Source organism: Undibacterium sp. Jales W-56 (assembly GCF_025548535.1).
In the GTDB taxonomy this organism is placed as follows: domain Bacteria; phylum Pseudomonadota; class Gammaproteobacteria; order Burkholderiales; family Burkholderiaceae_D; genus Undibacterium.
Map to the genome: position 1 here is coordinate 53,025 of NZ_JAJLQW010000005.1, position 18,487 is coordinate 71,511.

Sequence of the window (18,487 nt, forward strand, 5' to 3'; positions counted from 1 at the left end):
AAAAAACAGGAAAATCTAGCTTTTCTGTTAGTGCGCTATTTTTTCAGAGTACGGTAAGGCTGATAAAGGCTGAAAAATTACTTATTAAGCAAAATGACGGGAAACATGCCATTTTCAAAAAAGTCTTCTTGACGTATGTTTGCATGAAAAAAACAGCGTAGTTTTCGCTTTTTTAACCAATAAATCGGCGTCAAAGTAAAGTCTAACAACAAATTTTTACAAACGCAAAGTTTGCCTTTCAATTATGAAGGCTTCGTGACATGGAATAAATCCCTGCAAAAAAGCGTCATAAATGAGACATTTTAAGGTATTTTGCACCATTTTCGTGCAAATTGATTGGGGTGGAAAAGTTTTTGCGGAATGAATTGGGATTTAATCGATCGCGGGGATCTCTTTGACATTGCTGCGATAAGGTGGCAGTGCACCTGAATTAAGTCCTTTTGCGTGCGCATACAAAGGCATCACTTCCGGCAGGTGATGCTGGATCTCTGCGATCCTGTCTTTGCCTGCGGGATGGGTTGAGAGCCATTGTGGCGGTGCTTTTTTATTTATCATGCCCATTTTTTGCCAGAGCGCTATGCCAGCGCGCGGATCATAACCGGCACGAGCGGCAATATCCAGGCCGACCACATCGGCCTCGGTTTCATCATCACGCGAGAATTTCAGCATGGTTAAATTTGCCGCGCCGCCGGCCACCGAGCCGGCCAGGTTCGGGTCATAGCCTTTCGCGCCCGCGATAATCTCCGCCAGCTTGACGCCAAAATTAGCTGCCATGGCTTTGCCGGCACGTTCAGCGCCGTGTTCACGCAAGGCATGCGCAATCTCATGCCCCATCACGATCGCGACCTCGTCGTCGGTTAATTTGAGGGTGTCGAGAATGCCGGTGTAAAAAGCGATTTTCCCGCCCGGCATGCAGTAGGCGTTAATCTGTTTCGAGCCGATCAGGTTAACTTCCCATTTCCATTCCGGCGCTTTGGGATTCCAGCGCATTGCAAAGGGTTTTAATTTCTCCGCAATGGCGCGCAGCCGTATCACCTGCGGATGGTTATCCGGCCCCAATGCATGCTGGTCTTGTGCCTTCTGCAAAGTTTGCTGGTACTGCATGGCAGCCTGCGGCTCCAGGCCGCCGCCCAGTTTACGAAAAATCGACATCTCGCCGACTTTGACGCCGTCTTCGTCGCGCTTATTTTGCGCCTGGCAGTGTGCTGCCAGGATGCAGAAAGTTAGGAGTACGAGGTATTTCATGGGCTAGCCGTAAACATCGAGTCCACCATTCTACATTGTCCAGGTTCGTGTTGGGATGTGAGAATCCCAGCCAGCAGGAACGGCCAGGCACATTGGCCAGATCGCCATGTGTATAGCGGCTGACTCCTTCCTATCCGCTACGCGTGGTGCGCATCTGCATATGCCACAGTAGTGCCAGCAAGACGAGCGGCGGGATTGCCGTTAGGCCGGTAGCGATGAATGCAGTGGCGTACGCGCCGAGCAGTCCATGCGTGGGTGTTAGAGCCTCGACCGCCGCGCCGGAAAAACCCTTAAGAAACTTGCCCAGCAAGGCATAAGTGGACGAAAGCAAAGCGTACTGCGTGGCCGTATAGCCGAGGCTCGTGAGGCTCGACATGTACGTGACCAGCGCGACGCCAGCGTAGGCTTGCGCGAAACTATCGAGCGTCATCACGGCGGAAAACAAGATCGGTTCGGGATGCAGGCTCAGCAGGGCGAAAGCTGCGGTCCCGACCCCTTCCAGTACGAGCCCGACGATCAGGGTCGGCATCATACCGAGCCGCACGGCACTCAGGCCACCCGCCGCGATGCCCGCGAACACCGCGACCAGTCCAAAGGTGCCGCGCACAAATGCAACCGTATCCTTTGTAAGTCCAAGGTCGTGGTAATACGGGTTGTACATCGGCCCCATCACGAAATCGGGCAGGCGGTAAAGCGCGACCATCAGCAGCATCACGAGGCCCGCGGTTTTATGCTTGGCGAAGAAATCGACGAAGGGGCCGACCGCCGCGTCTGCTATGCCGCGTGGCGTCCATAGCGACGGCTTGCTGGCCAGCACGACGTCTGCCCGGATGGGCTCAAAAGCGAAGAGCGTCGCCGCCACGCCGATCACCATCAGCACCGCCATCGCGAGGTACGACAGCGACCAGCCGATGCGGGCGGCCATCGCGATCACGAGTGCGTCTGTCACCAGCAGCGCGATGCGATAGCCCAGTTGCGCGGCCGACGTCATCAGGCCGACTTCATCCGAATCACTCGCAGCCTCGATGCGCCAGGCATCGATCGCGATGTCCTGCGTCGCCGACGCGAACGCGGTGAGCAATGCAAACGCGCCGATCGCAACGAGACCGCCGTTGGTGCCGACAATCGCCATGCCGACGAGCCCGATCGCCACCAGCAGCTGGCACAGCAACATCCAGCCACGACGCCGGCCAAGGCGCCCAAGCAGCGGTAGGTCAAGCCGATCCACCAGAGGCGACCAGTAGACCTTGAATGCGTACGCGAAGCCTACCCAGGAAATGAAGCCAATGGCGAGCAGACTGGTGCCCGCATCGCGCAGCCAGTAACCGAAGGTGTTGGCGGTGAGCAGGAACGGCAGGCCCGACGAGAAGCCAAGCGCGAGCATCACCGCGACCTTCGGCTGCTGCAATTCGCGCAGCATTTCGAGCGTGGAGCGTTTGCGGCGGGCTGGGGCGGTGGAAACGTTGGACATCGCCCGCCGCTATCGTATTACTGGCGTGCGTGCGAACCACGGTACAGAGGCGATCACAGCACTGACCTGCCAGTGCAGCAATGCGCCGAGCCGCAGCAAGCCACTGAATATGCCGGGCGCCGGAATGAACGGGGACAAACCCGAACGGAAGTCGGGAAAGACGCGTATCAGCATGCGTCTACTCAGGTGATTACTCCATGAAATCATCATTTTTTCCTCAAACGAAACACCGCCAGACTACCACGCAAATTCGGTAAAAACGTGACTGGCCGACCTTCATGCAAGGCCACACATTCCAATACGTCCAGGCCTACTTCGGTCGCCAGATCGGCGAAATCGTAGATGGTCGCGCAGCGCAGGTTCGGGGTGTCATACCATTCATACGGCAAGGATTTCGACACCGGCATTTTGCCGCGCAACAGCGCCGTGCGGTGCGGCCAGTAACCGAAGTTAGGAAACGACACAATCGCTTCCTGGCCCACTCTGGCAATGTCGCGCAGCAGCGCTTCGACATGCTTCATCATCTGCAACGAGGATAAGCACAGCACGGTATCGAAACCATTATCCTGGAACATGCTGAGGCCGTTTTCCATGTCTTGCTGGATCACGTTCACGCGGCGCTGGGTACAGGCCAGCACTTTATCATCGGCGATTTCAATCCCGTAAGCGGCGCATTGTTTATCGCTTTGCAGATAATCGAGCATGACGCCGTCGCCGCAACCGACGTCTAAAATGCGCGTCTGTGGTTTGATCCAGTGCGCAATAAAAGCTAGGTCGGGACGCAGTTCGCTGAGTTCAGAAAAATTCATTGCAGCTCCCGGGCGATATTGTTGAAGTAAGCCGCCACCAGATTCAGGTAACGCGCATCGTCGAGCAGGAAGGCGTCATGGCCGTGCGGCGCATCGATTTCGGCGTAGCTGACAGTGCGTTGGTTGCTGACCAGCGCCTGCACAATATCGCGGCTACATTGCGGAGAAAAACGCCAGTCGGTCGTAAAGGACGCGAGTAAAAATTTTGCCTTGGTGCGCGCCAGGGCTTTACTCAGGTCGCCGTCGAATTGTCTGGCGGGGTCAAAATAATCGAGCGCCTTGGTGATCAGCAAATAGGTATTCGCATCAAAATAATCGGAGAATTTATCACCCTGGTAGCGCAGATAAGATTCGATTTCAAAATCGACGCCGAAGCCGAACTGGTATTCTCCCGACTTCAGATCGCGTCCGAATTTTTCTGCCATGTCGTCATTCGACAGATAGGTGATATGGCCGATCATGCGCGCCACGCGCAAGCCGCGGCGCGGCACCACGTTATGCGCATAAAAATCGCCGCCATGAAAATCCGGATCGGTCAGGATCGCCTGGCGCGCCACATCGTTGAACGCAATATTCTGTGCCGATAATTTGGAGGTCGAGGCAATCACCACGCAGTGACGCAGGCGCTCGGGAAACAGCATACTCCAGGCCAGGGCCTGCATGCCGCCGAGCGAGCCGCCCATGACTGCGGCAAATTGCCGGATGCCGAGACGATCGGCGACCAGCGCTTGTGCCTGCACCCAGTCCTCAACCGTGACGACCGGGAAATCGGCGCCATAAGGTTTGCCGGTATTGGGGTTCTGATGCATAGGTCCGGTGGAACCAAAGCACGAGCCTAAATTGTTAATCCCGATCACAAAAAAACGATCGGTATCCACCGGTTTGCCCGGACCTATCATATTGTCCCACCAGCCCACATTCTTGGGCTGATCGGCGTACACGCCGGCTACATGGTGCGAGGCGTTCAGCGCATGGCAAATCAACACTGCATTCGATTTATCGGCATTCAGGGTGCCATAGGTTTCCACCATCAGGGTGTAGCCGGTGATCGTCGCGCCGCTTTGCAAAGTCAATGCATCGGCAAAATGGAAAGCCTGTGGCGCAACGATGCCTACGCTACTGTTGGTATTGGCATCCGCGCTATGATCGGTTGTGGACGAACTTATAGTCATGCGTCTTCCTAGAGATAGAATCTCGGTTACTGATTTACTGCAATACAGGAAGGCTAAAAGGGGGGCTGAATGGGAGGGATGCTGCGTGCATTCAAGCTCGCTTTAGCCGTATTTATTGTCTTGGAGTTATTCCAGACTGCGCCCGCAAGCTGATTTCAAATCGGCGCAATGCAACAAGGATAGCGAAGTCTGGGGCGGGCGTCAAACCGTCCCCTGTATAACCGGAACCAGCACAGCCGTCAGATGGAAACCAATTGGGTCAGATATTCCTGAATCACTTCGGGATCGTACGAGTGCAGGATTTTTTTGATTAGCGCCTGCAGATTGCCGACATTGGTATTCAGGATCTCTTGCTTAATCTCCGGCAGCAAGGCAGCGGGCATCGATAATTCGCGGAAGCCCATGCCAATCAGCAAGCGCGTCAGGCGCAGATCGCCTGCCATACCGCCGCAAATCGCCACCGGGATTTCGGCTCTCTGCCCGGCGGTCACGGTCATCGCCAGCAATTGCAAAATGGCCGGATGAATATCGCTGTACAAATGCGCGACTTCATGATCGGCGCGGTCGATCGCCAAGGTGTATTGAATCAGGTCATTCGTACCCACCGAAAGAAAGTCGAGCTTCTTGACGAACATCGGCAAGCTCAAGGCCGCTGCCGGGACTTCAATCATGGCGCCGACGAGGATGGTTTCATCGAAATTTTGCGATTCGCGGCGCAGCGATTCCTTGGCTTGCTCAATCAAGTCCAGGGACTGATCGATCTCAAATGCATGCGCCATCATCGGGATCAGAATATGCACCGGGCCGAATGCCGAGGCGCGCAAGATCGCCCGCAATTGCGTTAAAAATAATTGCGGCTCGGCGAGGCAATAGCGGATTGCCCGCAAACCCAATGCGGGATTCAGAATATTATGGTCGCTGGTATCAAGCGGCTTGTCGGCGCCGACGTCCAGCGTACGTATCGTGACAGGCTTGCCTTTCATCGCTAATACCGCATCGCGATAGGCGATGAATTGCTCTTCTTCGCTCGGCAACTGATGTTCTTGTCCCGTGCGTCCCATGAATAAAAATTCGGAGCGGAATAAGCCAACGCCGCTGGCGCCGGCTTCCATCGCGCTGATCGCATCTTGCGGCAATTCGATATTCGCCAGCAGGGTAATCTCTATCCCATCCTGGGTAACCGCCGGCGTTTTTTTCAGCTTGGCTAATTTTTTACGCGCCTTTAACAGGGCCGCCAGCCGGTGACGATATTCCTCAACCGCCAGCGGCGTGGGTGCCACGATCACCACGCCCGCATCGCTGTCGATAATCAACCAGTCGTCTTGCTGGATCAGGCGCGAGGCGTTCCCCAGACCGACTACGGCGGGGATGCCGAGACTGCGCGAGACGATGGCCGTATGCGAGTTCTGGCCGCCTTCGTCGGTCACAAATCCGGCGAACGCCACATCCCGGAATTGCATCATGTCGGCCGGCGAAATATCGCGCGCGACTACGATCATATTGGCGTTGCGTTCATCGATGCCGGCTTCGCGCGGCAGGTCATGGGCGCTGCCGGTCAGGACTTTGAGTACCCGTTCGGCGACTTGCTGGATGTCGGCTTTGCGCTCGCGCAGGTAGTCGTCTTCAATCTCGTCGAACTGGGCTGACAAGGCATCGATCTGTGTGACCAGCGCCCATTCGGCGTTGTAATGGCGGGTCCGGATGATATCCAGCGGTGCTTCGGAAATCACCGGATCGGACAGGATCAGGGCATGCACGTCAAGGAAGGCGCCCAGCTCAGTCGGCGCGTCCTGCGGCAAATCGGCCCAAATCGCCTGCAGTTCCCGGTGGACTTGCGTGATAGCCTCCCGCAGACGCGCTACTTCGGCCTCGATTTGTTCTTGCGCGATCAGATAGTGCTGCACATCCAGCGCAGCGGGACGCAGTAAATGGGCGCGGCCTATCGCGATACCGCGTGATACGGGGATGCCTTGCAATGTAAATGACGCCACGCTTTGTACCCTCGTTATTCTTTTATTTCGCTGATTGATCGTGCTGCGACTTACCTGCTACTGCCAAGCCATACAAAATAAGCCTGTCAAATCCTGGCTACTCACCTTCGCCAAATTTATCGTTGACCAGCGTGAGGATGGCGTCGAAACAGGTTTGTTCGTCTTCACCTTCGGTTTCCAGCATGACCTTGCTGCCCTTGCCGGCTGCCAGCATCATCACGCCCATGATGGATTTTCCATTCACGCGACGACTGTTACGGGTGAGCCAGACCTCGCTTTTATATTTGCTCGCTAACTGGGTGAATTTGGCCGAAGCACGCGCATGCAGGCCTAGCTTATTTACGATTTCGATTTCTTGCTGGATCATTATGCTTTCACTTTTTTGAACAGAACGAACAACATTAAGGAGAACTAATGGGGGGAAAGCCGGACCCGGCTATCGACGCGCAGGGCGCCGTTTTGCCCGCCGGCCAACGCCATCTCGACCACCACGTCGAGATTATCGTGACGATAGGTGATCGCCCGCAGCAGCATCGGCATGCTGATGCCGGCAATCGTCGCGACCCGGTCCGGCTCGCCGAGCTGACGGCAACAATTCGACGGCGTGCCGCCCAGGATGTCGGTCATGACCAAGACACCGGAACCGTCATCGAGGCGTTTGACCGCTTCCCGGGCCAGATGATTGACTTCATCGATGCTCTGATCGGCAATCACATCGATGGCTTCCAGCCGCTCTGGCCTGCCGCGAAACACATGCGATGCCGCCTGAATAAAAGCCGAACCTAACGGTGTATGGGTTAATAAAAGGATCCCGACCATATTCACATTCCTTGGGAGTATGCTTAAAAACCATGCTTACTCCGCACTATTTATCTAGATATTAAAATATACCCTATCCGAGTATATTGATTGGTATCAGGCTGCCGCCTCCAATGCATCGATCAGCATGCCTGCCACATTGAAGCCTTTTTGTTGCGTAATCTCCTGGAAACAAGTCGGACTGGTGACATTGACTTCCGTCAAATAATTCCCAATGACATCTAATCCTACCAGCAACAGGCCACGCTGGTACAGCACCGGCGCCAAAGTCTGTGCAATCTCAAGATCGCGCGCCGTCAGTTCCTGCGCCACGCCGACCCCGCCGGCCGCCAGATTGCCGCGCACTTCGCCGTTCTGCGGAATCCGCGCCAGGGCAAAAGGCACGACCTTGCCGCCGATCAGCAGGATGCGTTTATCGCCCTGCGCGATCTCAGGGATATAACGCTGCACCATGATGGTCCGGCTACCGTTCACGGTCAGGGTCTCGATCACCGAACCGAGGTTCATGCCGTCTGCACGGATGCGGAATACGCCCGCGCCGCCCATGCCGTCCAGCGGTTTCAGGATAATTTCTTGATGGGTCTGGTGAAAAGCGCGAATCCTCTGTTCATCGCGCGTCACCAGCGTCGGTGCGGTGAACTGGCTGAATTGCGCGATGCTGAGCTTTTCATTGTGATTGCGAATCGCCGCAGGCTTGTTGAATACCCGTGCGCCCTGTTGCTCGGCCAGCTCCAGTAAATAGGTCGCGTAAATGTATTCCATGTCGAAGGGCGGATCCTTGCGCTGCAGCACCGCATCAAATTCACTCAGGCGCATCGCTTGCGCTGTCTCTGCACGATACCAGTCGTCAGCCTCGCCGGTCAGGGTAATGCGGCGGATATTCGCCAGCACCGCGCCGCCCTCCAGCGCCATGTCCTCGGGGCCGAAAGCGTACAACGCATGGCCACGCCGCGCCGCCTCCCGCATCATCGCAAAGGTGGAGTCCTTGTAGGTTTTGAATTGATCCAGGGGATCGGTCAGGAAGGCGATTTTCATGTTGATTCTTTAAATGAATTGCAAAAAATAATCGGTCAAAAAACCGGCGCATCGTCCGCACTATTTTTTGACGCTTAAGCGCGAGACGCCGTGCATCTATTTAAACCGTTCAAGATAACTCCCTCGTTTCTGCGTGGTGAGGGTGATTCTAGTTGGCGCAATCTGTGTATTTAGCAAATTGAAGCATTTTAGAAAATTTGATGCCTGTATCGCTCAAACGCCCTCACCCCCAACCCCTCTCCCGCAAGCGGGAGAGGGGAGCATGTCATGCCGGAATTAATGAGACCACATCAATACACTTCAGGATTCGGATCGGTTCTTTCCAACTCCAGCGATGCTGCCAGCAAAGCCAGTCGCGCCACCACGCCATACATATAAAACCGGTTCGGCGCAGCCGTGCCCGGCTTGGCTTTCATGTCCGGCACCGCATGTTGCTGGGCAAATGCCAGCGGGACGAAATGCATGCCAGGCGCGTTCAGGTTTTCATCGACGCCGCGATCTTCATGGACCCGGTAAAAACCGCCGACCACGTAACGGTCTATCATATACACGACCGGTTCCGCGACCGATTCATTGATCTGTTCAAAGGTGTGCACGCCTTCTTGCACGATCACATCGGACACTTCCAGACCGTCTTTGACGACCGCCATTTTATTGCGTTGCTTGCGATTCAGATCGCGCAGTTCGGTGGAATCGTGCACCGTCATCACACCCATGCCGTAAGTCCCGGCATCCGCCTTGACGATCACGAAGGGTTTTTCTTTAATGCCGTATTCTTTGTATTTTTTGCGTATCTTCGCCAATACCGTATCGACCGTCGCCGCCAGTGCATCAATCCCGGTATCCTCCTGGAAATTGATGCCATTGCATTTCGCAAAATAGGGATTCAGCATCCACGGATCGATATCGACCAGCTTCGCGAATTTTTTGACCACTTCGTCATACGCAGAAAAATGGTTGGTCTTGCGACGCACGGCCCAGCCTGCATGCAATGGCGGCAACAGGGTTTGTTCGTTGAGATTTTCCAGGATCGCGGGAATCCCGGCCGATAAATCATTGTTCAGGACGATCGTGCAAGGGTCGAAATTTTTCAAGCCGAGACGGCGTCCGTTGGCTGAACGCTCCAGCGGTTCCAGGATCAGTTGAGTGCCGTCGGGCAGGTCAATCGGGGTCGGTTCTTTAATCTCGTCGGACAGGGAGCCGAGGCGCACATTGAGGCCGGTCTGGCGATAAATCTGCATCTGGCGCGCCACGTTTTGCAAATAAAACGCATTGCGGGTGTGGCGCTCGGGGATCAGCAGCAGGTTCTTCGCATCGGGACAATATTTCTCGATTGCCGCCATTGCCGCCTGCACGGCGAGCGGCAACATTTCTTGCGAAAGATTATTGAAGCCGCCCGGGAACAGATTGGTATCCACCGGCGCCAGCTTAAAGCCCGAATTGCGCAGATCGACCGAGCAATAGAACGGCGGCGTGTGCTCTTGCCATTCGAGCCGGAACCAGCGTTCAATCGCCGGCGTGGCTTCGAGAATTTTCTTTTCTAGATCATGCAAGGGGCCGTTGAGGGCAGTGACGAGATGCGGAACCATATTGACCTTATTGATAGCGGAGACTAAGAGCGGACACTTAAAAGCCGATTTTAACGGGAATCAGCAATCGGGTGTCTGGTCTTGCTAGCTTGGGATGAAATGGCAATTATCAAGATATGCCACACTTCTGCGTCTGGGGTGTCTGGACTTAAATGATCAGGATTTATATAAAAACCAAAACCTCTCACCACAGAGACACAGAGAAAAGGCAGGAGAGGAACGGACTTCATAGGGTGCTGATATTAAAGGGAACTTCTAAAAACCCCCTACTCGAGCGCATCGCGTCGTTACAAAGCCTCGCAATACCGACGTATTGCTGTGCGTTTTGTGCCTAGCGCTGCACCTCGATTAAAGGGTTTTTAGCAGTTTCCTAAAATGAACCCGCAAGCTGGATGCGCCTGCTGGCGCGAAATGCCGCTGGAAGCCGCATCCCGCCTGCGGATTCAATCTGAATTGTGATAAGCAGCTTGTCGTATTGCGCAAGTCCTATTGTTAATTGAATTATTTACAGGTCCGCAGCCCTGCAGTCAGGCTGATTTGGCCAGCAGCTTGAAATGCTCGACCGTCGGCGCTACGGCAAAAAACGAGCCGACGATGCCGCGCCATTGCAAAAACGCAGGCGATTCGCGGAAATCAATCGTATGATTTTCCAGCGTTTCCCAAAAAATCATCAGCACATAACGCTCTGGCGATTCGATGCCTTTATTTACTTTATAGCCACAAAACCCCTTGGCCTGCGAGATCACTTCGGTCAAGCCGCGTTGAATGGCCAGATCGAATTCCGCTTGTTTGCCGGGCTGAATCCGGATGTCGGCGAGTTCTAAAATCATGGTGCGTCCTTTCTAAATTGAGTAATGAGTTCTGTGCATCAATGCTTCATACCAGTCCCTGGTCGGTCAGTTCTTTCTTGAGATACGCATAAAACACCGGTGCCGCGACCACGCCAGGTAAGCCAAATAGGGTTTCCATGACCAGAATCGCCGTCAGCAATTCCCATGAGCGGGCATTGATCTGGGCGCCGATGATGCGGGCGTTTAAGAAGTATTCGAGTTTATGGATCACGACCATGAAGATCAGCGATGTACCGGCGACATGCAGGGAATGCGACAGGCTGACGATCACAATTACCGCGTTCGACACGATATTGCCGGCCACCGGGATCAGGCCGGCGATAAACGTGATCGCGACCATGCTCTTGGTCAGCGGCAAATGGATGCCGGCCAGCGGCAACACGATCATCAGATAAGTCGCCGTGAACGCGGTATTGATCAGCGAGATGCGGACCTGGGCAAAAACGATTTTTTGAAACATCAGACCCAGTGTTGCGACCCGCTGATGCAAAGCTGCCGCAAACGGCCGGTAGTTGGCGGGCTGTAGCGTATCCTGCAAGGCCACCATGCTGCCGATCACCATGCCGAGCAACAGATGCACGATCACATGCAAAGCCTCTTGCCCCAGTGTCTTGGCTTCGCCGGCATGATCACGCAAGGAACTGCTCAGCATCGCCCTCAGATCGTCCACATCTCCCGGCAAGTTGGCGCTGAGCCATTCCGGCATTTGATTGCGCGATGCCTCGATGATATCGGCGAGTTTTTGCAGCAAGGCATGCAGATTGCCGCCGTCGCTGCGCAGATAGGCGTACAGCGCCCAGATCATGACGGTGATCGCAGTCACAATCAGCACGGACAAGAAAATCACGGCAAGCATGCGCGAGCGCTGACTGCTGAATTTCTTTTCTATCGCCGGTGCCAGCAAGTGGATCAACGAGTACACCAGCAGGCCAGAAAACAAAGCCGTCAGTAAACCCGCTTTCAAGACCAGCAACAAAGCCAGCACCGCCAAGACATAGGATGCCCATAGCGGCGCGTTGAATTTAGTGGTTTGGGTCATAGTGATTAATAATGAATTTCTGATTGAGTAAATAAGCGCCCGGCTACGTTGAGGCGCCCGGCTAGATCGACCGACCAATGCAGGATATTGTCCATGAAACAAACGACATTGACCACCTCCGGATTGAATGTACCCGCAAAGCAGCGCATTGCCCGGTGTTCCCGAGGCAATGAGCCAGGCCGTACCAAGGCCGATATTACGCTACCTGATTGAAACGCCCGCTTGGGCAAAGGAGGCGCAAGGGAGTGAGTAACTGAGGCGTAGCGATACACGCAAGGAAGAATAAGTGCAAAATACGCACTGCCAGATTCATAGGAAAGCGGTCAGTGCCTTAGTCACGCACCGCATCCGCTAAACGAAACCCGCCTATCTTGATAATCTGCTCCAGACATTCCTGTATTTCCACTGCTTGGGTCGATGCCAGACGGCGCGAAAAATGCGCAATGATGCTGTGACGGTCATGCCCACGGACGGCGATCACGAAAGGGAAGCCGAATTTGGCGTTGTAATCGGCATTCAGTTGTTGCAAAGTCGCAAATTCTTCTGCACTGCATTCGCTCAAACCCGCAGCGCTTTGCTCACGCGTCGATTCTGCCGTCAGCTCACCACGCACGGCCGCCTTGCCTGCCAGCTCGGGATGGGCGCGGATCAAGGCAAGTTGCATCGCGAGCGGCGCCTCCAGTACGGCATCTGCCATGGCTTTATGCAGGTCCTGTACCCGCGCAAATGGATGCCGTGCAAAGGCGCGTTCCGCTACCCAGGGCGAGTGTTCAAAGATGCCGCCCAGCAGTTGAACAAATTGCGCCTGGCTCAGTTGATTGATTGCTTGTATTGATCGTTGCTGGTTCATATCGTGATTTGGTTTTTGTTCAGACAGACGGCGCTGGATGCGTCGCGATCCAGTGCCTGGCGATATCGATGCGGCGACAAATCCAGACCTGCTCATGCGCTTGCACATAGTCCAGAAAGCGCTGCAGCGCACGGAACCGGCCCGGCCGTCCGAGCAAGCGGCAATGCATGCCGACCGACAGCATCTTCGGCGCGTTTTGTCCCGCAGGATCGCCTTCGGCATACAGCACATCGAAACTGTCTTTAAGATATTGATAGAACTGCTCGCCGCTATTGAAGCCTTGCGGCGTGGCGAAGCGCATATCGTTGCTGTCGAGGGTATACGGCACCACCAGATGAGAACGGTGGCTGCCGTCCGGCAACGCCACTGCGGTCCAGAAGGGCAGGTCGTCGCCGTAATAATCGGCGTCATATACGAAGCCGCCATGCTCTACCACGAGCTGGCGGGTATGCGGCGAATCACGCCCGGTGTACCAGCCCAAAGGTGCCTGCCCCGTCAGTTCGCGCAGGATTTGCACCGCTTCTTGCATATGGGCGCGCTCGGTCGCTGTATCCATATGCTGATAATGAATCCAGCGCAATCCGTGGCAGGCAATCTCATGCCCCAGTTCACCAAAGGCCTGGGTCAGTTCGGGATGACGCTGCAAGGCCATCGCGACACCGAATACCGTCAGAGGCAGTTGACGCCGCTCGAACTCGCGCAAGATGCGCCAGACCCCGGCGCGCGAGCCGTATTCATATATCGATTCCATCGACATATGACGGGCCTCGTAGGCTGCCGCACCAACGATCTCGGACAAGAATTGTTCGGACGCCGGATCGCCGTGCAAGACGCAATTTTCGCCGCCCTCTTCATAATTCAACACGAATTGCAGCGCGATTCTTGCCTGCTGCGGCCACCGGGCATGCGGGACGTGGCGTCCATAGCCGATCAGGTCGCGCGGGTAGTGTTGATTCGCGGCTTGGTTTGCTGGGTTGATCGTCATGATGATTTGGCTGAGGTTTTAGCGAGAGCGGCACGCAGGTCGAAGTTTTTTTCTGCGGCCTTGGGTGTGCGGCAGGCGCAGCGATTCAGGTGCAGGCTCATTTCCTGCAAGGCGAGTTTTTTATCTTTACGTTCCAGCGCATTGACCACGTTCAAGTGCTCGTCAAATGAACAGGCCTGGCTGCCGACGTTGGCTGACGTAGCTTGGTTCGAGATTAGCAGTGTGGTGCGCGATACCAGACGCCGCAACATCCCGACCAGCAATTGATTGCCGCTCAACTGCGCCAGCGCGATATGAAAATCCGCCGATAAACGTATCCATTGCGGCCGGTCACCGCTTTGATACGCATCACGTTCACGCTCGACTAGGCTGCGCAAGGCACGGATATCCGCTGGCTTGGCAGCGGCCAAGGCTTTTTCGATCGCCATCTGTTCCAGGGTCTGGCGCAGCTCAAACATATCGTTCGCCTCCTGCACACCGGGACTGGCAATGAAGGCGCCGCGGTTCGCTTCCAGATCGACCAGTCCATCGGCCGACAGGCGTCCCAGCACTTTGCGCACACCATGGCGGGCCAGGCCATAGATCTGGCTCAAAGATTGCTCTGTCAATTTGGTGCGCGCCGGTAAGCGATGTTCCATGATGGCATCATAAATCTCGCGGTACATGCGCTCTTCTGAATCGATCAGAGCGGTGTCAGTTACAGTGGTCATAAAGAGGGCGATCTGCTTGCTATGTAAAGTCGTGATGCCTAACATTTAAATCTAGATTGTCGACAATTGCAAATAATGTTGTAACATTCCCACAATCAGTAACCTCATAAATATCATTGAATATCAAGTATTTATTTGACACAAACAAAATTTCATCATTAAGATTGTCGACAATATTGATTTCAAGTTTAATTGGAAAGTGAGTTTAAAAATTGCTATGGGACGAATCACGACGCATGTGCTGGATACCGCGAATGGCAGGCCGGGGCAGGGTATCAGCGTGCAATTGCACCGGATTGAAGACGGTCGACGCACCCTTTTAAGCAGCACCAGTACCAATGCCGACGGGCGTTGCGATCGTCCTTTACTCGAAGCCGATGCGCTGCTTGCGGGCATTTATGAATTGGACTTTGATGTCGGCCATTATTTTGCACAGGCTGCCGGCACAGCCGGTCCCGCTTTTCTCGGCGTGGTGACATTACGGTTCGGCGTCGCCCATCCCGAACAGCATTATCACGTGCCGCTACTGGTTACGCCCTGGAGCTACTCGACTTACCGCGGTAGCTGACATAGTTCCTGCCAGGCTTGAGTCGCACCGGGTCAAGCGTATTTTTAAGATTTAGGAAGATTGATGGAAGCTTATTTTTTGGACTGGGCCAATCTGCTATTGCGCTGGCTGCATGTGATCGTCGCGATTGCCTGGATAGGCTCTTCTTTTTATTTTGTCTGGCTGGATAATCACCTGACTCCGCCGGAAGATGCGCAGCTCAAAGACAAAGGCGTCGCCGGTGAATTATGGGCAGTGCATGGCGGCGGTTTTTATAATCCGCAAAAATACATGGGCGCACCGCCAAAGTTACCGCAGGATCTGCATTGGTTTTATTGGGAATCGTACAGCACCTGGCTGTCCGGTTTTGGCTTGTTCACGGTACTGTATTTATTCAATGCGAAAACCTATCTGGTCGATCCGGATGTCATGCGTCTGTCGTCCGCTGAGGCGGTCTTGCTGGCCTTGGGGTTTCTGGCAGTGGGCTGGATCGTGTATGACCTGCTGTGCCGGTTTGTGAGCAAGAATGAAAAACTGTTATCCCTGTCGATCGTCAGCTTTGTGATTGCGGCGGCATGGGCCGCATGCCATGTGTTTGCCGGTCGCGCAGCGTTTCTGATTGTCGGTGCGATGATTGCGACGATCATGAGTGCGAATGTATTTTTCTGGATTATTCCGGGTCAGCGCAAAATCGTGGCATCCATGAAGGCGGGCCAAGCTGTCGATCCTATCCACGGTCAGCGCGGCAAGCAGCGCAGCGTGCACAATACGTACTTCACTCTGCCGGTGCTGTTCGCGATGATGTCGAACCATTACAGCATGACCTACACGCATGAAGCGAACTGGCTGGTGCTGGTGCTGGTCATGCTGACCGGGGTGTTGATACGGCAGTTTTTTATTCTGCGACACAAGGGAACAACGCAAGCCGGCTATCCGCTGCTCGCTATCCTGATACTGGCGGGCGTGGCTGCCTGGATCATGCCCAAACCCACTACTGTACTGACCGGACAGGCCGCCGGCGATCACTTCGCTCAGGTGCAGGCCATCATCAATACGCGCTGCATACAATGTCATGCGGCCCATCCGACCCTGATGGACGCACCGGCCAAAGGCCTGCTGCTGGATCAGCCGGAATTGATCCAAACCAAAGCGCAACTGATTTATCAGCAAGTCGTGCAAACGCGGCTGATGCCTTTAGGAAATCTGACGCATATCACGGAAGAAGAACGTGCGTTGATTGCACAATGGTTTGAGCGCAGTGCCGGCCAAGGCATTAAAACCGGCAAACCAGCGGATAAATCAGTGAGCAAATAAATCGAGAACGGAAACAACATGGCCATCATCACTACCGATCCTAACGCACCGGAATTCACGCGGCGCTACCCGAACCTGGCAGACCCGCGCCTGGGCGCCAGCACGCTCGCCTGCAGCGACGATTTTTTCGCTGACATGGCACGTATGCTGAATCCCGAGCCGGCAGTTTTCATTCCCGGCAAATACGATACCAATGGCAAATGGATGGACGGCTGGGAATCGCGTCGCAAGCGCGTGAATGGTCATGACTGGTGCATCCTGAAACTGGCGCGCGCCGGCATCATTCAGGGCGTCGATCTCGATACCAGCCATTTCACCGGCAATTACCCGCCCGCTGCGTCGATCGAGGGCGCGATGCTGGCGCAAGGCGAGCCTGATGCACAAACGCAATGGGAAGAAGTGCTGCCTTCAGTGAATTTGCAGGGCAATAGCCATCACTATCATGCGATCCAGAGCAGCAGGGCGTACACCCATTTGCGCCTGAACATTTATCCCGACGGCGGCGTCGCGCGTCTGCGCGTGTATGCCCAGCCACAAACGGATTGGGCCGCTGCCGACCGCCAGCAATTGTTCGACCTGATTGCCATGGAAAACGGCGGCCATATCGTTGGCACGAATAATCAGCATTTCGGCTTGGCATCCAGCTTGCTGATGCCCGGTCGCGGCGTGAATATGGGCGATGGCTGGGAAACCCGCCGTCGCCGTGAACCTGGCAATGACTGGTGCATCATCGCGCTGGCACATCCTGGCATCGTTGAAAAAATTGAAGTCGATACCTGCCATTTCAAAGGCAATTATCCTGATCGCTGCATGATACAGGCGGCATCGATGCAAGGCGGGACAGAGACGTCTTTAATCACGCAATCGATGTTTTGGCCCGTGCTGCTGCCGGAACAGCCACTGCAAATGGATCGTCAGCATGATTATGCGAATGAGATCAGCGCGCTGGGACCAATTACGCATATCCGCTTCAACATTTTCCCGGATGGCGGCGTGTCTCGCCTGCGTCTGTGGAGCCGCCTAGCCTGAATGTAAATTTATGCCCGCCATCCACATTGAAACCCTCAGCCGTGCCGCCTTCGCGCCGTTTGGCGACGTCATCATGCTTGACGGCGCGCGCCACTATCCCATCAACGAGGGGACGACGGAGCGCTATCATGCGCTGACATCCGCCGATACCGGCGACGGGAACGGGCAAACCATACTCAGCCTGTTTCGTGCGCAGCCACGCGCCATGCCGCTGGAAATCCGCGTGATGGAACGCCATCCTCTCGGTAGCCAGGCCTTTGTACCGATGACGCACGATCCTTTGGACGAATACCTGGTGGTGGTGGCGCCAGCAGGCGACTTCCGGCCCGAAGGACTACGTGCGTTTTTGTGCCGGGGCTTTCAAGGCGTGAATTATGCAAAAGGTGTCTGGCATCATCCACTGATCGCTTTGCACAAGCTCAGCGATTTCATTGTCATGGACAGAATCGGGCAAGGACATAATTGCGATGAGCTGAGTTTAGCCACGGATCTGTGGCTGACTGAGGCAGCTTTAAAAGCCGCCAGGAAAAACCAGGTTGATCCCGTCAGCCCTTAAACACCCCAGCATCGCTGTCAGTACCGGAAAATTTCAAAAAAAAGCCCGCTACCTTAACGGAGCGGGCTGAAATCCAAACCTTTGCGGTGTTGGAGGAGACAGAGTTACTTTATCGCGATGCAGCAAATATATCTGCTTTATTATTCACATATCGGTTATTGTTTTGATGAATAATAATCCTCATTACGAAACGCTTTGCAATTGCATCAATCCATGCGCCTTTTTGACTGAGCAAAAAAAAAAGCCCGCAGAGTGTGCGGGCTGAAATCCAAACCTTAGGAGGTGTTGGAGGAGACAGGTGTAACTATATCGCAGCGCAACAAATAAGCCAAACACTATTTTTGCATATCATTCATTCATAAATCGCATATCAAATCCGATGATTTATAGCCTTATGGAAATTTAATTCCGGCATCCTCCCGTTTTTAGCTCTGTCAGTGCCACAGTCAAAAAAAAGCCCGCTACCTTAACGGAG

The 18,487-nt window shown here is 54.6% G+C and carries 19 protein-coding genes; 4 read left to right on the plus strand and 15 right to left on the minus strand.

Annotated features, from left to right (window positions below; genetic code table 11):
- Nucleotides 1–372: 372 nt before the first annotated feature.
- The 15 genes from LPB67_RS13895 to LPB67_RS13965 form a co-directional block, all read right to left on the minus strand.
- The gene (locus LPB67_RS13895; RefSeq protein ID WP_262837873.1) at nt 373–1,245 is read right to left on the minus strand and encodes a M48 family metallopeptidase; all 873 of its coding nucleotides are present in this window, start codon (nt 1,243–1,245) and stop codon (nt 373–375) included.
- Nucleotides 1,246–1,375: 130 nt separating this feature from the next.
- Complete coding sequence (locus LPB67_RS13900) at nt 1,376–2,716, minus strand: AmpG family muropeptide MFS transporter (protein WP_262837874.1); 1,341 nt, start codon at nt 2,714–2,716, stop codon at nt 1,376–1,378.
- A gap of 9 nt (nt 2,717–2,725) precedes the next feature.
- A complete protein-coding gene (locus LPB67_RS13905; protein ID WP_262837875.1) occupies nt 2,726–2,890 on the minus strand; it encodes a hypothetical protein in 165 nt (54 codons plus the stop codon).
- 32 nt (nt 2,891–2,922) lie between these two features.
- Nucleotides 2,923–3,525: a methionine biosynthesis protein MetW gene (gene metW / locus LPB67_RS13910; RefSeq protein WP_262837876.1), complete on the minus strand. Its 603-nt coding sequence runs from the start codon at nt 3,523–3,525 to the stop codon at nt 2,923–2,925.
- The gene (locus LPB67_RS13915; RefSeq protein WP_262837877.1) at nt 3,522–4,697 is read right to left on the minus strand and encodes a homoserine O-succinyltransferase MetX; all 1,176 of its coding nucleotides are present in this window, start codon (nt 4,695–4,697) and stop codon (nt 3,522–3,524) included. The genes metW and LPB67_RS13915 overlap by 4 nt, the downstream gene beginning before the upstream one ends.
- A 239-nt stretch (nt 4,698–4,936) precedes the next feature.
- Nucleotides 4,937–6,688 carry a phosphoenolpyruvate--protein phosphotransferase gene (gene ptsP, locus LPB67_RS13920; RefSeq protein ID WP_262837878.1) on the minus strand — a complete coding sequence of 584 codons (1,752 nt, stop codon included), beginning with the start codon at nt 6,686–6,688 and terminating at the stop codon, nt 4,937–4,939.
- 97 nt (nt 6,689–6,785) lie between these two features.
- Nucleotides 6,786–7,055, minus strand: a complete 270-nt coding sequence (locus LPB67_RS13925) for an HPr family phosphocarrier protein (RefSeq protein ID WP_262837879.1) — start codon at nt 7,053–7,055, stop codon at nt 6,786–6,788.
- Nucleotides 7,056–7,099: 44 nt separating this feature from the next.
- Nucleotides 7,100–7,507 (minus strand): PTS sugar transporter subunit IIA, encoded by a 408-nt coding sequence (locus LPB67_RS13930; protein ID WP_262837880.1) that lies wholly within the window; start codon nt 7,505–7,507, stop codon nt 7,100–7,102.
- A gap of 96 nt (nt 7,508–7,603) precedes the next feature.
- A complete protein-coding gene (gene gshB / locus LPB67_RS13935; RefSeq protein ID WP_262837881.1) occupies nt 7,604–8,542 on the minus strand; it encodes a glutathione synthase in 939 nt (312 codons plus the stop codon).
- 290 nt (nt 8,543–8,832) lie between these two features.
- The gene (gene gshA, locus LPB67_RS13940; protein WP_262837882.1) at nt 8,833–10,131 is read right to left on the minus strand and encodes a glutamate--cysteine ligase; all 1,299 of its coding nucleotides are present in this window, start codon (nt 10,129–10,131) and stop codon (nt 8,833–8,835) included.
- A gap of 527 nt (nt 10,132–10,658) precedes the next feature.
- Nucleotides 10,659–10,961: an antibiotic biosynthesis monooxygenase family protein gene (locus tag LPB67_RS13945; RefSeq protein ID WP_262837883.1), complete on the minus strand. Its 303-nt coding sequence runs from the start codon at nt 10,959–10,961 to the stop codon at nt 10,659–10,661.
- Nucleotides 10,962–11,007: 46 nt separating this feature from the next.
- Nucleotides 11,008–12,021: an AI-2E family transporter gene (locus LPB67_RS13950; RefSeq protein ID WP_262837884.1), complete on the minus strand. Its 1,014-nt coding sequence runs from the start codon at nt 12,019–12,021 to the stop codon at nt 11,008–11,010.
- Between the two features lie 331 nt (nt 12,022–12,352).
- On the minus strand, nt 12,353–12,871 hold the full coding sequence (uraD, locus tag LPB67_RS13955; RefSeq protein ID WP_262837885.1) for a 2-oxo-4-hydroxy-4-carboxy-5-ureidoimidazoline decarboxylase: 519 nt from the start codon (nt 12,869–12,871) through the stop codon (nt 12,353–12,355).
- Between the two features lie 19 nt (nt 12,872–12,890).
- Nucleotides 12,891–13,856, minus strand: coding sequence for an allantoinase PuuE (puuE, locus tag LPB67_RS13960; RefSeq protein ID WP_262837886.1), 966 nt, complete (start codon nt 13,854–13,856; stop codon nt 12,891–12,893).
- Nucleotides 13,853–14,566, minus strand: a complete 714-nt coding sequence (locus tag LPB67_RS13965; protein WP_262837887.1) for a GntR family transcriptional regulator — start codon at nt 14,564–14,566, stop codon at nt 13,853–13,855. Before LPB67_RS13965 ends, puuE begins: the two co-directional genes overlap by 4 nt.
- Nucleotides 14,567–14,783: 217 nt before the next feature.
- Between LPB67_RS13965 and uraH the strand changes: the two genes are divergently transcribed.
- The 4 genes from uraH (at nt 14,784) to LPB67_RS13985 (ending at nt 18,012) form a co-directional block, all read left to right on the plus strand.
- Nucleotides 14,784–15,134 carry a hydroxyisourate hydrolase gene (gene uraH / locus LPB67_RS13970; RefSeq protein ID WP_262837888.1) on the plus strand — a complete coding sequence of 117 codons (351 nt, stop codon included), beginning with the start codon at nt 14,784–14,786 and terminating at the stop codon, nt 15,132–15,134.
- Nucleotides 15,135–15,197: 63 nt separating this feature from the next.
- Complete coding sequence (locus LPB67_RS13975; RefSeq protein ID WP_262837889.1) at nt 15,198–16,427, plus strand: urate hydroxylase PuuD; 1,230 nt, start codon at nt 15,198–15,200, stop codon at nt 16,425–16,427.
- Nucleotides 16,428–16,445: 18 nt separating this feature from the next.
- Nucleotides 16,446–17,456 (plus strand): allantoicase, encoded by a 1,011-nt coding sequence (gene alc / locus LPB67_RS13980; protein WP_262837890.1) that lies wholly within the window; start codon nt 16,446–16,448, stop codon nt 17,454–17,456.
- A 10-nt stretch (nt 17,457–17,466) separates the two neighbouring features.
- Nucleotides 17,467–18,012, plus strand: a complete 546-nt coding sequence (locus tag LPB67_RS13985; RefSeq protein WP_262837891.1) for an ureidoglycolate lyase — start codon at nt 17,467–17,469, stop codon at nt 18,010–18,012.
- Nucleotides 18,013–18,487: the final 475 nt, after the last annotated feature.